Source organism: Methanosarcina sp. A14 (assembly GCF_001729375.1).
Taxonomy (GTDB): Archaea; Halobacteriota; Methanosarcinia; order Methanosarcinales; family Methanosarcinaceae; genus Methanosarcina; species Methanosarcina barkeri.
The window spans coordinates 1-13,637 of record NZ_LZPK01000195.1 but is presented as its reverse complement, the minus strand read 5'-3'; the positions used below and the strand labels follow the sequence as shown (position 1 = coordinate 13,637).

Below are 13,637 nucleotides of genomic sequence, written 5' to 3'. Positions count from 1 at the left end.
TCTTAAGATAGGCGTTGGTATGCTCATCTTTTAATTCTTTACTGAATCTACTGCTTCCATCGCCTTTATTAATCCCTGTCTCACCAACTTCGCCAGCTTTACTTATTTCACCTTCACCTGTCTTATTAAGTTCACCTAGCTTGTTCTTTACACCATTGTTATTAGTGTCTTCCAATCCAGACATACATTTACCTCCTGCGAAATAGTATAGCTGGCACTTCTCTATAATCCTGCACTGATTTAGGAAAGCCACCATTTTGCCTAGAAACAATCACTTTTTTGTTTATTTACTATTGAAATGAGACTTATTGACTGAGTTATCGGATTTTTCATTTATTAATAGAGTATTGGTAGAGTCTTTTTTAAAATATTTTTCTGACGCAATAATGTACAAATTTATATCTCTCACTATTGTTCGGTTCACTTTGGATCTTGTAGTCTAAGAGTTTTATAAATACTGTTTTTCTTGTTTGTTCATCAAAATCTGCATAGAGATCCAAGTTCTTAGTGATATAATCAACATATATTCTACAAGCTTTAACAGTAGGATTATCAATCTCTGACTTTTTTGGAAGCTTTTGTAATTCCGATGTGTTTGGTAGTTTATCTTCAAACATTCTAAACAAATCATTACAATTCATAAGTTTAAAAATGAGTTCAAAAAAAGCAAATTGTTTTTGTTTCGTCTCAAACTTTTTCTGATATTCCAAAAGAAGATTTCTTATATCAGTTTTGGCGAGCTTGGAAACTTTTGCAGAATTAATAATTGTATTGAACCACGCCATATTAAAGATCTTGTCTTCATCTTGGAGAATGAGTTCAGTAAGTAATTCTCCTATTAAAGCCGTTCTATTCTTTCGATCTTGAATCGGAGTTGATGATATTTCATATAGATCACTGCTCTTATCTATTTTTGTTAAAACGGGCTCTAACCAGTTATTTTGACATATCGCAGCAACGCCTTTATCCAGTTTAGTTAATTCCATAATCTGTTCATCAGTTAGACCAATTGAGCAACCGGCAACCTCGCAATCGTTCCTTTCAGGTAATCTCATAATTATTTTTGTATTGGTGTTTTTTATTGCTGATATGTCTACGGACGTTGGGGACTGATCGACAATAATAAATCCTTCACCAAATGTTCTCATTTCAGCTATAGAATTGCTTATCATTTCAACGGATTTGCCCTGAACATTTGAAGATTCTTGATCCTGGTCTACAGAGGTTCTTTTCAAAAGGTTATGTGCTTCTTCCAGTATGGTTACATGCTTAAGCGGCAGGTTTGTGCCACCTGACGTTGATTGTCTAAACTCACTCAACTTTAATACCAACATGCCCATTAGCAATGCCTTTGTTTCAACAGATCCTATACGACTCAGGTCAACAATTGTATTTTGATTAAATAGCACATCATCGTCGATTGCATGCCCCAAAAAAATTTGCCCGACCAGACCATCTGTTAAAGATTCGACACGGGTCACCAGAGATCCAACATAATTTCCCTTTACTTCATCGGAAAACTTAGATTCGTTGAGCAACTTAGGCAAGATGTCAACGATATCTTTGAATGTTGGGAATTTTCCGTTCCCTCGATTAATATGTATAGAGTGATTTAAGTCCCAGCCATGAAGAATATATGCTTTCTCAAATGATGCTTTCAAAAATGCTGGCATAGCTGCATATAATGGCCAGCATGCACTGAATATTTCTATAAGTCTATCCAGATGTTCTAATACATGAATTTCTCCATTAAACTCAAATGGATTTATACTCAACATGTCATAATATCGTGGATTTGTTGTAAATATGTTAATATCCGGCATGCCACCAAAAGCTAATTTGTATTCACCTTTTGCTGGCTCAATGACCAAAAATTTAACATTATTTTTTTGCGATATTAATTCATCTATAATTTTGTAAGTTGTGTTTGATTTTCCTGAGCCGGTCGATCCGGTTATGAAGCAATGTGCTGTTAAGCTCTCTAAATCCAACTTCACTCTATTGTTCTCGAATACCTCCCCCATATGGTAGATGGCCCCAATGTCAATATTTCGAGAGTTATCTTTTTGCTCTTTTACAAACACATTTCTACCGAATGCAACAGAATTAACAGATGTGACACCGACTACAGATTTGTGCGGAATTCCCATCAAAATAGGCAACTCAACACCACTAATCATACTTGCTGGAGTAATTGTTTGTTCTGTGTAATTGCCCTCTCCACTATTAGGAAGATATCTAAACTGAGGATGCAAACCATGCCGGAGATGATCCAAAATTATTAAGCTATTATCTGAATTCTCATATTCATTATTCCACAGGTTTATGAATGAATTTTCAACACTTGTCTTTTCTCCAGCAACCAGCGCTTTATATGTATTAGCTGCGACAATAGATGTTTCGGGATCTTCAGAAATGAAATAACAGGCACTGTCCCATAATCCGTATGCTTCGCAATTTTTGATTCTATCTAATTGCTCATCTATCTTCTCTAATAATTCCTGTACAGTCTTATTTTGTCTGGTAATAGCTATACTTGTAGACGTTCCTTCCGTAGTCGTCCTTGTATCTGATTTTGTGTTGCTTGTAGACTCAGATTCAGAACGCGTATCAGTATGGCCAGTAGAAGATCCGGTAGAGCTCCCAGTATTTGTTCCTTCATTTTTACCAGAATTAAACCCAAGTAAAAAAATAGAATAATTACGACCATGATACCGAGATTTACTTGTTCCACTGGAGGTACTCGTGTTTGTTCCGGTTGTGTCGCTAACGCCCTCGTTTATCGATTTTGAGAAGCTATCACTTATTCCTATAGCTACAGCTTCACTATTATTTTCGCCATACGTCATATTTGCCTGTGAGAATTGTGAAAGTGTGGAATAAAGCTCCTCATATCCTCGTTTCTTGTTTTCCAAATCAGCTTTACTTAACGGTGAAGAGATTAATACCGCAGTGTACTTTTCACCGGACATAGAATCAATAAATTTCTCCATTCCCTGTACAAATTTATCCTTATCATCGTCTCTTGCGCTAGGAACAATTGAAACGGAAGAAACAGCCATATTAGAATATACGCTGGGAATATGAGACTCTAATATTCTTTCAATTTCTGAAGATGATTGTTCATTTATTTCAATACCAGGGAAATTTCCTCTCAAGCTTTTCTGCAAAATTTCTTTTGCGGTATTTGGTTGATTAACATCTCTTGTTCCGAGGTAAAACTTTACACCTTCTTTATCACTGAAAATAACAAGTAAAGCTGAACTTCCAAAATTCGATAATGCACTATAAACACTAACGAGTTTATCGTTAATGTTCTCATCAACGTCATATACAATTTTGCTAACTTCAAACATCGAGATATATGAGAAAGAGCGTTGAATATCTTCTAATGGTATCGGGTCGCATTTACCTATATCAATTAAATAGTTTTTATTTATAAACAGGTCTGCAATTTCCAATCCATTTTGCATGATTTCAGAAACACGATTTTGCATTTTGGTCCTTTCTTCGGTATATCTCATAAGTTAGGCCTCTATTTTGATAAAATAGTCATCCTACTCCATCTTCATACCCATATCGACAAGTTGACCTAATTATAGATATATATTCTCATATTGTTCTCAAGTCATAGAATTAAAATCAAGCAGAGCTTCTGAAGAGGTAGGAGGTATTTTCTACCGATGACTTTTAAAAATTTATTTGGTTATAAAAATAGCTTATTGCCAATCTGTCAGGAACCATATTGTTTAGAACTTAAAACTAAACCTGAAAAACAAATTAGAAAAAGGAAGTTAAAAAATAGTTTTGAAAAAAAAATTTTAAAAAAGCCACAGAATAAAAACCACAGCTTTCTATGTTTACTTATCTGTGTTTATTTGTTAGTTTAACTTAAACCCGGCTTTACCTGCGCATGTTAAGTGCAGGAGCTGCCATGCCATCATAAGTGCTTGCCATATGCTCGGGTTTGACATTCTGCATGTCAGCGCGCTGGGCGCGGAGCATGTCGTCCACACGGAGCACCATCACTGCGGCTTCGGAGCCAGCTTTGACGGAGTTGATCTTAACCCTGATGGGGTCAACAATGCCTTTTTCGAGCATATCTTCGGCAGCACCGGTATTGATATTTAAGCCTGCATTTTTGTTTTCGGCGTGCTTTGCCCTGAGGTTCACTATTGTGTTGATAGTATCCAGACCTGCATTTCTGGCAATTGTCCTCGGGATTTCTTCAATGGCGTCTGCAAAAGCCCTGATTGCCATCTGTTCACGACCACCTATGCTTGCAGCATATGCACGAAGCCCAAGTGCAACTTCGACCTCGGAAGCTCCACCGCCTGCAACTATCCTGCTGTCTTCTATGGCACATTTTACTACCCTGAGGGCATCGTCAATTGCACGTTCAAGGTTGTCAACTATGTGCTCTGTACCGCCCCTGATGACAATGGATACGGATTTTGCACCTTTGCAGTCTCTGAGGTAGGTCTTACCCTGGTCGCCGTCCCGATCCTGTTCAAGGAGCCCGGCATGTCCGAGTTCTTTCGAGGTCAGTTCTTTGATATTGCGGATAGGCCTGCCGCCTGTGGCATCTACAAGGTGCTGCATGTCATCGTTCTTAACCCTGCGGGTTGCATAAATTCCCCGGCTTTGCAGGTAGGCTGCGATTTTGTCATCCATGCCTTTGGAACAGAAAACTGCATTTGCCCCTGCCCTGATGACATAGTCTGCCATCTCAAATAGAGCTTCTTCTTCCTGCTTTACAAAACCCTCAAGGTCACCATATGCGTTTATCTGAAGTTTTGCTTTGTTTGCGGTCTTGGCAATCTCCATGGAGGTATCGATCAGAGCGATTGCAGGGTTTTCAATTCTGAGAGGGAATTTCTTGTCCAGAGCAACCTTGTCTATTACAATGCCTTCAACAAACTCGGTATCTTCGGCCTTGCCGCCGACATCTTTTGAAAGAATAACGTCTTTGAGGTCAACTATGCCTCTTTCCCGAATCGCAAGTCCGGCATCCACGCAGAGTTCCGCAATCAAACGGCCGTACTTTTCAGAAGCTTTGCCCGTAATAGAAGTTCTGGCAACTTCTAAAAGTTTCTCCTTTTCATTATCGGCAGTTGGGATTGCAAGGTTCTCTAAAATCTCAACAGCCTTCTCGGCTGCAAGCCTGTACCCCTTGACAACAACTGTCGGGTGGACTCCACTCTCAATAAGCTCTTCTGCCTTTTCCAGCAGACTGCCTGTGAATACAACAGCACTTGTAGTCCCATCCCCAGCCGAACTTTCAAGTGACTCTGCAACTTCGGCCACCATCTTGGCTGCCGGGTGCTCAATGGACATATCATGTAAAATAGTTGCACCGTCATTTGTGATTGTGATATCCCCGATAGGATTGACAAGCATCTTGTCCATTCCTCTCGGACCAAGCGTGCTCTTGACTATACTGGCCACTGCCTTTGCAGCCGCAATGTTCATGCTGAGCGCTTCTTTTCCCTTTGTCTCTTCTTTTCTAGGATCTACTATTATGATTGGCTGGCCACCTTTTTCCATCTGAACCAAAACCTCCTTAAAATGAAGTCTATGTATCGAAGCTTTTCTACTTGATAATTTGAAGTTGTCCTGGCTATAGTCACTTTTAGCCCGAGATCAGCCTGAAAATATGATTTCATCAGTTGCCTTGCGTGAAGCAGTATTTGATCAGAAAATAACTGATAATACTTCTATAAAAACATACCGGGTATATTTCGATTCTAGAAGATGAAACACTCATAATTCCTGATTACTTTCACTTCCTGACTATCTTCACTGATCCGTCTTTTTTCCCGATATAGAGGTCGTCCACATTGGAAAAAATTCCATGCTCAACAACTCCCGGAATTGAAGATAGTTGAAGGGCCAGACCTTCAGGATCATTTATTACACCGAAATCTGCATCAAGTACAAAGTTTCCATTGTCGGTTATCACAGGCCCATCTTTTCTCAGAGCTAACCTCAGCTCAGGTTTTCCTCCCAGATCTTTTATTTTTTTAATCACAAGAGTTTTTGCAAAGGGTAGAACCTCAACCGGCACAGGTTTATCAAGCTGGGTGCTCGTTTTTGATTCGTCGGCTACGACCAGAAAACGTCTTGCAGATGTCGATACTATCTTTTCCCGAGTATGAGCAGCTCCACCGCCTTTGATTGCGTACAGCTTTGAATCAATCTGATCTGCCCCATCAATGGCGATGTCCAGTTCCGGATGCTGGGAAAGGGTTGCCAAAGGGATGCCGGCTTCTATAGCAAGCGTTTCAGACTGGTATGAAGTGACAACACCCAGAATTTCGAGCTCCTCTTCTCTGACCCGCCTGCCGAGTTCTTTTATCGTATATGCAACTGTTGAGCCCGTTCCAAGCCCCACAACCATTCCCGATTCTACCATCCGAGATGCAGCGATGCCAGCTGCACGTTTTTCCGGGGAATCGGTAGATATATTTCTTTCTGTCATGTTATGTTCCCTTCCGGTTAGAATCCTGAAAAAGTTATGAAATCTCTAAACTGGAGATTAAACTGGAAATTTTTAAACTGGAGGTTAAACTGGAAACGTTTAAACTCCAAAAAGAAGGGATTTCAGGGAGAAAGTCTTCTCCTGTCCCTGGGGAAGAGTACAGTGTCCCTGATATTCTCGGTTCCGAGCATGGTCATGATAAAACGTTCGCAGCCCATGCCCCAGCCTGCATGAGGAGGCATGCCGTATTCGAAAGCCTTAAGGTAGAACTCAAAGCCCTCAGGGTTGAGGCCCTGTGATTCTATCCGGCTCTTAAGCAAGTCAGGAATATGGATACGCTGAGCTCCAGAGGAGAGTTCCATTGTGCGGTGCATCATATCAAATGATTTGCTGAACTCCGGCCTGTCCTCATAAGGCATAGCATAGAACGGTTTAATCTCAGTAGGCCAGTCAATAATGAAATAGTGGGATTCCCCTGTTGTCTCGTAGACGTAATTGCCCACAATATGCTCTCCGAGTGTGCCAAGGTCATCTCCCCAGTGCATTTTCTCTTCCGAGCGGGCGTTTATGATCTCCATTACTTCATCATAGGTGAGCTTAAGGAAAGGAGTTTTCGGGACTTTGAGCTCAACCCCAAGTGTTTCAAGAGAAGGCTTGCACTTCTCAATAACCTGGGCATAAGCGTAAGCCACAAGGTTTTCTAGAATTTCCATTACATCAAAGTGGTCTGCAAAGCTGACCTCGACATCGATAGAAGTAGCTTCGTTCAAGTGCCTGCGGGTGTCGTGCTCTTCAGCCCTGAAAATGGGACCAATCTCAAAGACCCTGTCAAAACCACCGCTCATAAGGATTTGTTTGAAGAGCTGAGGACTCTGGTTCAAAAAAGCTTCCCTGTCGAAGTAAGTGATCGGGAAAAGTGCAGTGCCGCCCTCAGTTGCCGTTGCCACGATCTTGGGGGTTGCTGTTTCGAGAAATCCATTTTTCGCAAAGTATTCCCTGATTGCCTGGAGAGCCTGGTGCCTTATCTTGAAAACCGCAGTAGTCTCAGCCCGCCTGAGGTCAATGAACCGCGAGTCCAGCCTAGTATCCAGTTCAGCTTCCACTTTGCCTGTAGTATCCATTGGCAATGGAGAATTTGCAACATTCAGAACAGTGATCTCCTCAGGAAGCAGCTCGTATCCGTTCGGAGCTTTCTCTTCGAATTTAACAGAACCGGTTACTGAAATTACTGATTCGCGTACAAGCCTTCTTGCAGCATCAAACAGCTCTTTATCGATCTTTTTCTTTACAAGAGTGACCTGAGCCTTTCCTTCCCGGTCTCGGAGCACTACAAAACAGATCCCTCCGAGGTCTCTTACCTCATGGACCCAGCCTGCCAAAGTAATTTTCTGACCGTTGTCAACTTTTTCGGGTTTAACATCGGCTGTATAATGTGTTCTAAGTTTTGCTAATGACATAAATTCACCTTAATTGTGGGGTAAATTAAATGAAAAATGTAAGAATGAAGCTGAAACGTAGGTGAATAGTCATAACTCATTATTAATGTATTTGTTGCACCGCCCGAGTCCCATCACCCGAGTTCCGTCTCGGGAGGACGGGGCCCTTTTCGCTCACTTCGTTCGCTCAAGAGGGCTGAACTATAATGAAGATACTGAGCTGATCCAAGAGAGCTGATTTTACCTAATATAACCGTTAACCGGCTTAACGAAAAACCTTTGTGGAAAGGTTTGAATAAAAACCCTTGGCAACATTTGAGTTTAAGAGCCTTATTCTCAAACCTTTTCTGGCGTGATTAAACGGCTCAACAGTTGTGAGTCAACGGGTTGCGGGTCAACAGTTGTAGGTCAACAGTTGTAGATCAATGCTTTTACAAGTCGCCTAATTTAAAAAGTAGACTCCTTCTATCCGACCCGTTTGGTATTTTTTGACAAATGAATGAAACGAAGTCTGCCGCACGCCCGGCTACTGGTAGAAAATAGGCTGAAATGAGCTGTGTGCATATCGGATAATTTAGGTTTATAATTTTTATAGACATTGTCCATGAATAATCATTAGGTAAATATTTATAGTATCCAAATAAGGTTTTGAGAGATAAACTGCCTTTTTTAACGAATTATAATTAGATACTTGTAAATATGTAGATTTTGAGAGATAGCTATATATAATGGTACAGAATTTCTGTGCTCTGAATATAAGAGATTCAATATATATTACAAAATTAAGAAAATCAGAGGAAGAAAAATTATACAGATTGTACATCTTTCAGATATCCATTATTCAGATGCGTACTTTGTTCCTGAGATTGCAGAGTCTATGGTTGACGGTATAAACCAGCTGGAGCCGAACCTTGTCGTGATTACAGGTGACCTGACCGAGAATGGGTTTTCAGCAGAATATGATGGAGTAAAGCGGTTTATTGACAAGATTGAATGTAAAAATAAAATTCTGGTCCCGGGAAATCATGATTCGAAAAATGCAGGATATGTGCACTTTGAAGATCTCTTTACAGACAGGTACTTTTCACGGAATTTTGAGAATGTTACGGTTGTCGGGGCTGATTCTTCACAGCCCGATCTTGATGAAGGTCATCTGGGCAGGGAAAACTATGGCTGGATCAAAGAAGCCTTTTCAGGGGAAAAATTCAAGGTTTTTGCCATGCACCACCACCTTGTACCTATACCTCTTGCAGGCAGGGAAAACACTGTCCTTGTAGATGCAGGCGATGTGCTCGAACTTCTGAACCGCTGCAAGGTGAATCTTGTTCTCTGCGGGCACTGCCACATTCCCTGGGTCTGGAACCTCAATAATATGCTTGTAGTAAATGCAGGTACCTTTTGTTCTTCCAAAACAAGAGGAAAGACAAAGCAATGTTATAACCTCATCCAGGCCGACAACGAGAATCACGATGGAGACTGGAAAGTCCGGGTATCCAGAGTCTTTTCAAAAGGAGATCGGGAACTGGTCACTGAAACAGTAATGTAAAAGGCCTTACACATTTCAAAATTTATATCTATTTTCCTTTTTCCTTTTCCTTTTACTTTTACTTTTACTTTCTTTTTTCCTTTTAATTACTCTTAGAGACAAAGAGTTAGGAAAAAACGTCCAGAATGCCGTAAATAAAACGAAGTATTACGTGCTTTTTTATCTCTTTCGTACATTGACTCTTTCAAAATATTCCACTAGCACTTGAGGAAATACTCAATAAATCGCTAAAAAATGTATATAAACTGGGATTTCAGTCTTCATATTAAGGAAATCTGGCAAAAGAAGATTTGACTATTTTTAAGAAATCAAGCAGGAGTCACGGCAATATATCCAATTTTTAAGACTTGCACAGGCGCATACAATTTGAGTTTGTACGTTTCAGCCTTTTGTAGCTGATTTGAAAAGCTTTTATACAAAACTAAAAAATTAGGGATCTTCGTTGCTTTGTGTGGATATTCTTACAATGACCTCCTAAAAACCAATGCAGTCTCGAATTGAAAATCGTCTTATTCATAGAGAATGACTAAGAGCCAAAATTAGTTTCCATCAAAAACAATGTCTTTTACTTATTTCTGAATATGCGTAGCAGAGAACTCATTAACTAATTTAATATATCTGTATTGTAATATTTATTGCATGTAATCGAAAAGTATTTATATAATAGAGTAGTCAACCGGTTACTGGTTTCCGGTGAAGAAAAGGAGGCAAAAAAATATGGTGAAAAAGATGGAAAGACTAAAAAAATTATCAATAGTTACGTTTGTTCTACTTATAGCACTGGTTTCACCAGCTCTTGCAGTAACGTCTGATCAAAATGCAGCGTCGATTGAGGAAATAAAGACTACGCTAACGTTTATGTGGTTGTTACTGGCAAGTGGACTGGTATTCTTTATGCATGCAGGTTTCTCGCTCGTGGAAACGGGACTTACGAGAAGTAAAAATACCGCCAACATTCTGATGAAAAACTTCATGACTGTTGTCCTGGGTATTCTCGTCTACTGGGCTGTTGGCTGGGGCATAATGTATGGAGCTGATGCCGCAGGCTTACTAGGAACCAATCAGTTCTTCCTGGCAGGTGCGGACAATGCAACTTGGAACTCATGGTTCTTCCAAATGGTTTTCGCGGCTACTGGTGCGACTATAGTTTCAGGGGCAATGGCTGAGAGAACCAATTTTAAGGCGTATCTTGTCTACTGCGTCATGATGGTAGCCGTAATTTACCCTATATACGGTCACTGGGTCTGGAGCGGAGCGGACATGGCTCTCTTAAGTGGCGCCGATAGCCCAATAGTAAAAGCAATAGGAGTGGCAAGTCATGACTTTGCCGGTTCTGGAGTTGTACATTCAATAGGAGGATATTCTGCCCTTGCAGGTGTGATTCTTGTGGGCGCAAGGATAGGGAGATTTAAAAACGGAAAACCCGTACCTATTCCAGGTCACAACCTGACTATTACCTTCCTGGGAACTCTGATCCTGGCTCTCGGATGGCTGGGATTCAACGGAGGAAGTACCCTCAATGCAAATGATCCTTATATGAACCTGGTAGTAGTCAACACCTTCCTTGCAGCCGCTGTAGGAGCTCTTACGGTCATGATTATTACCTGGGTAAAGACCGGAAAGCCAGATCCGTCCCTCACCGCAAACGGGCTTCTCGGCGGGCTTGTAGCAGTTACCGCCCCATGTGGATCGATATCAAACTGGGCAGCCCTGGTGATCGGTCTTGTTGCCGGGATAATAATTTATGTAGGTGTCATGTTTAATGAAAACAAACTAAAGCTGGATGACCCTGTAGGTGCAATTGCAGTGCATGGATATTGTGGAAGCTGGGGACTTATCTCTGTTGGGCTATTTTCCATAGGGATGGGAAACGGGATTCTTGCAGATGCCACGTACGCTGCTGCAGTACCAGGACTCTTCTACGGTGGAGGAATCAGCTTACTGCTTATCCAGCTTGTATCCGTACTGGTAACCATGGTCTGGGGATTTGGTATCTCGTATATAATCTTCAAAATCCTCGATGCCGTAATAGGGCTTAGAGTATCGGAAGAAGAAGAAATCATGGGCCTTGATATCAGTGAACACGGAATCAGAGCATATCCCGAATACCTGATGAGGGAGGAATAACATGACTAAAATGTATAAAATCGAAGCAATAATAAAACCCATGAAACTGCATGAGGTAAAAGATGCCCTTGAAGAAGCCGGGTATCCTAGCTTAACAGTAACTGATGTCAAAGGACGTGGACAGCAGAAAGGAATCGTACAGCAGTGGAGAGGTAAAAAATATTGTGTGGATCTTCTTCCCAAAACCAAAATAGAGATCGCAGCCCCTGAGGACAAAATTGAAGAGATTATGAAAATTATTCAGAGTTCAGCGTATACTGGAGAAATTGGAGACGGAAAGATATTTGTCACCCCCATTGAAACTGTAGTTAGAATAAGAACTGGAGAAAGAAATGGAGATGCTCTTTAAACTGCATCTCCTTTTTTTCATTTACAATTATATTTTAACAACTTTAGGAATCAGGTAGAAGAACTATGAACGCGTTAAAATCTGAAACTCCGACATTTGAAGTCCCCCATAGATATGGGATGCCTGTAATCAATTTATACTTTTACGTAGGGTTGATTTCCGCCATCCTGTTAAGAAGTATAATTATAGCTGATCACTACAGCGCATTCTGGGGAAAAGCAATCTGGTATATTGGAGTAGTGGGTTACCTCTGGTTCTTCACACACCGATACCATATTGCAAAGAGAAGGTTTGTCGTTGTCAAAAACCTGAACCTGCTGGAAAAAGTCCAGAGTCGACAGAACCTTTCGGATAAAGACCTTGAAGGACTGGAATATTTGCTAAGCAGTCTTTCGATATCAAAAGAACGTGCAAATTACCTTATCATTTCAGTGCTTTCAATTGTTGCAATAGTGGTGTCCCTGGGCCTTGATCTGGGAATTTTGAAGCTCTAAATGAGATATATTAATCATATCCTCATTAATAGAGAATTTCATACTGTCATTACTTTAGGAGTGCAAAAGGTCGCGAAACTTTCTCTTCAGGTGAGAGATAAAACTACCCTTCACGACCTTTTTATCTTTTTAGATATATTATAGGACTGTTTAAATGTCACTCTTGTTCAAAGTACTACTACCTTAGTCGTTTCCATTTTAGTCAGTTCAGGAATTAGATTCCGTGGTTACTGAAACGCGTTTGAAAAGTATTTTTTCCAAGATCCTATGACAAAAAAAGTACGATAAATTCATTTTCCATTTCGAAGCTGAAGTTAAGCTCGAAGCCGAAGTCAAGCGTAAAAGCCTTCTTAGCAATGCTTTTCTTAATTCCTTCAGCTTCATAGCAACATTTTCTTATGTTAAATTAAAACTCAAGTTTATACCTCAAGCTTATACCTCTAACTTTCCTCTGCTAGCAATTTTTCCAGTAAGAGCAATGGACAGCAAGGACATAAAGACCAGGATCAACACAAGCAGATTGGCAAGTTCGTTATTGCCTGCCTGAAAAGCGCTGTATATTGAAAGCGACATTGTGTTCGTTTTTCCCGGGATATTTCCTGCAAGCATGAGAGTAGCGCCAAATTCTCCGACAGCTCGTGCAAAACTGAGCACCAGACCTGCCAGAATGCCCTTTTTTGCAAGGGGCAAGGTTATCAGGAAAGCGGTTTCAATTTCACTTCTCCCAAGAACGTAGGCTGCATATTCAAGCTCTTTGTCCACGGCTTCAATGGCTGCTTGTGCAGTTCTTACCATAAGTGGGAGGGAAACCGTATAAGCCGCAATAACCCCAGCTTGCCAGGTGAACATGACCCCTGTGCCAAAAAAATTGTAAATGAAATGGCCAAAAAGTCCGTTTCTACCTACAAGCATAACCAGAAGATATCCAATTACAGTGGGAGGAAGAACTAGAGGAAGTGTTACTAACAATTCTGCAAGCTCTTTTCCCCGAAAATCACGCCTTGCAAATATATAAGCCAGGAATACTCCGCTGCACAGTACAAGAAAGGAAGAGATGGCAGCTATCCGGAATGTAATAGATACAGGAAACCATATCTTAGATACAGGAAACCATATCTTGTCCATCTTGTAGATCATTTTTTGTTTATAACTTATATATTATTCGGATTCTGGAGTAAATCCGTATTTTTCCTGTATTTTCTGT

At 40.6% G+C, this 13,637-nt stretch carries 10 protein-coding genes; 4 read left to right on the top strand and 6 right to left on the bottom strand.

Annotation, left to right across the window (positions count from 1 at the left end; genetic code table 11):
- The 5 genes from A9239_RS09955 to aspS form a co-directional block, all read right to left on the bottom strand.
- On the bottom strand, positions 1 to 184 hold a 184-nt coding region (locus A9239_RS09955), incomplete at its 3' end, for a hypothetical protein (protein WP_141706427.1).
- A gap of 178 nt (positions 185 to 362) precedes the next feature.
- A complete protein-coding gene (locus A9239_RS09950) occupies positions 363 to 3,524 on the bottom strand; it encodes an ATP-binding protein (RefSeq protein WP_052712867.1) in 3,162 nt (1,053 codons plus the stop codon).
- A 379-nt stretch (positions 3,525 to 3,903) separates the two neighbouring features.
- A complete protein-coding gene (thsA, locus tag A9239_RS09940) occupies positions 3,904 to 5,547 on the bottom strand; it encodes a thermosome subunit alpha (protein ID WP_048116744.1) in 1,644 nt (547 codons plus the stop codon).
- Between the two features lie 235 nt (positions 5,548 to 5,782).
- On the bottom strand, positions 5,783 to 6,481 hold the full coding sequence (rpiA, locus tag A9239_RS09935; RefSeq protein WP_048116741.1) for a ribose 5-phosphate isomerase A: 699 nt from the start codon (positions 6,479 to 6,481) through the stop codon (positions 5,783 to 5,785).
- Positions 6,482 to 6,603: 122 nt separating this feature from the next.
- Positions 6,604 to 7,938 carry an aspartate--tRNA(Asn) ligase gene (gene aspS, locus A9239_RS09930; protein WP_048116738.1) on the bottom strand — a complete coding sequence of 445 codons (1,335 nt, stop codon included), beginning with the start codon at positions 7,936 to 7,938 and terminating at the stop codon, positions 6,604 to 6,606.
- A gap of 787 nt (positions 7,939 to 8,725) precedes the next feature.
- Here aspS and A9239_RS09925 point away from each other — a divergent pair.
- The 4 genes from A9239_RS09925 (at position 8,726) to A9239_RS09910 (ending at position 12,433) form a co-directional block, all read left to right on the top strand.
- The gene (locus A9239_RS09925; protein ID WP_080941432.1) at positions 8,726 to 9,463 is read left to right on the top strand and encodes a metallophosphoesterase; all 738 of its coding nucleotides are present in this window, start codon (positions 8,726 to 8,728) and stop codon (positions 9,461 to 9,463) included.
- Positions 9,464 to 10,180: 717 nt separating this feature from the next.
- Complete coding sequence (locus A9239_RS09920; protein ID WP_052712868.1) at positions 10,181 to 11,590, top strand: ammonium transporter; 1,410 nt, start codon at positions 10,181 to 10,183, stop codon at positions 11,588 to 11,590.
- Positions 11,591 to 11,600: 10 nt separating this feature from the next.
- Positions 11,601 to 11,939: a P-II family nitrogen regulator gene (locus A9239_RS09915; RefSeq protein ID WP_203397943.1), complete on the top strand. Its 339-nt coding sequence runs from the start codon at positions 11,601 to 11,603 to the stop codon at positions 11,937 to 11,939.
- A 65-nt stretch (positions 11,940 to 12,004) separates the two neighbouring features.
- Positions 12,005 to 12,433, top strand: a complete 429-nt coding sequence (locus A9239_RS09910; RefSeq protein ID WP_048116729.1) for a hypothetical protein — start codon at positions 12,005 to 12,007, stop codon at positions 12,431 to 12,433.
- Positions 12,434 to 12,865: 432 nt separating this feature from the next.
- Here the strand turns inward: A9239_RS09910 and modB are convergent, their stop codons facing one another.
- Positions 12,866 to 13,558, bottom strand: a complete 693-nt coding sequence (modB, locus tag A9239_RS09905; protein WP_069575291.1) for a molybdate ABC transporter permease subunit — start codon at positions 13,556 to 13,558, stop codon at positions 12,866 to 12,868.
- Between the last annotated feature and the right edge of the window lie 79 nt (positions 13,559 to 13,637).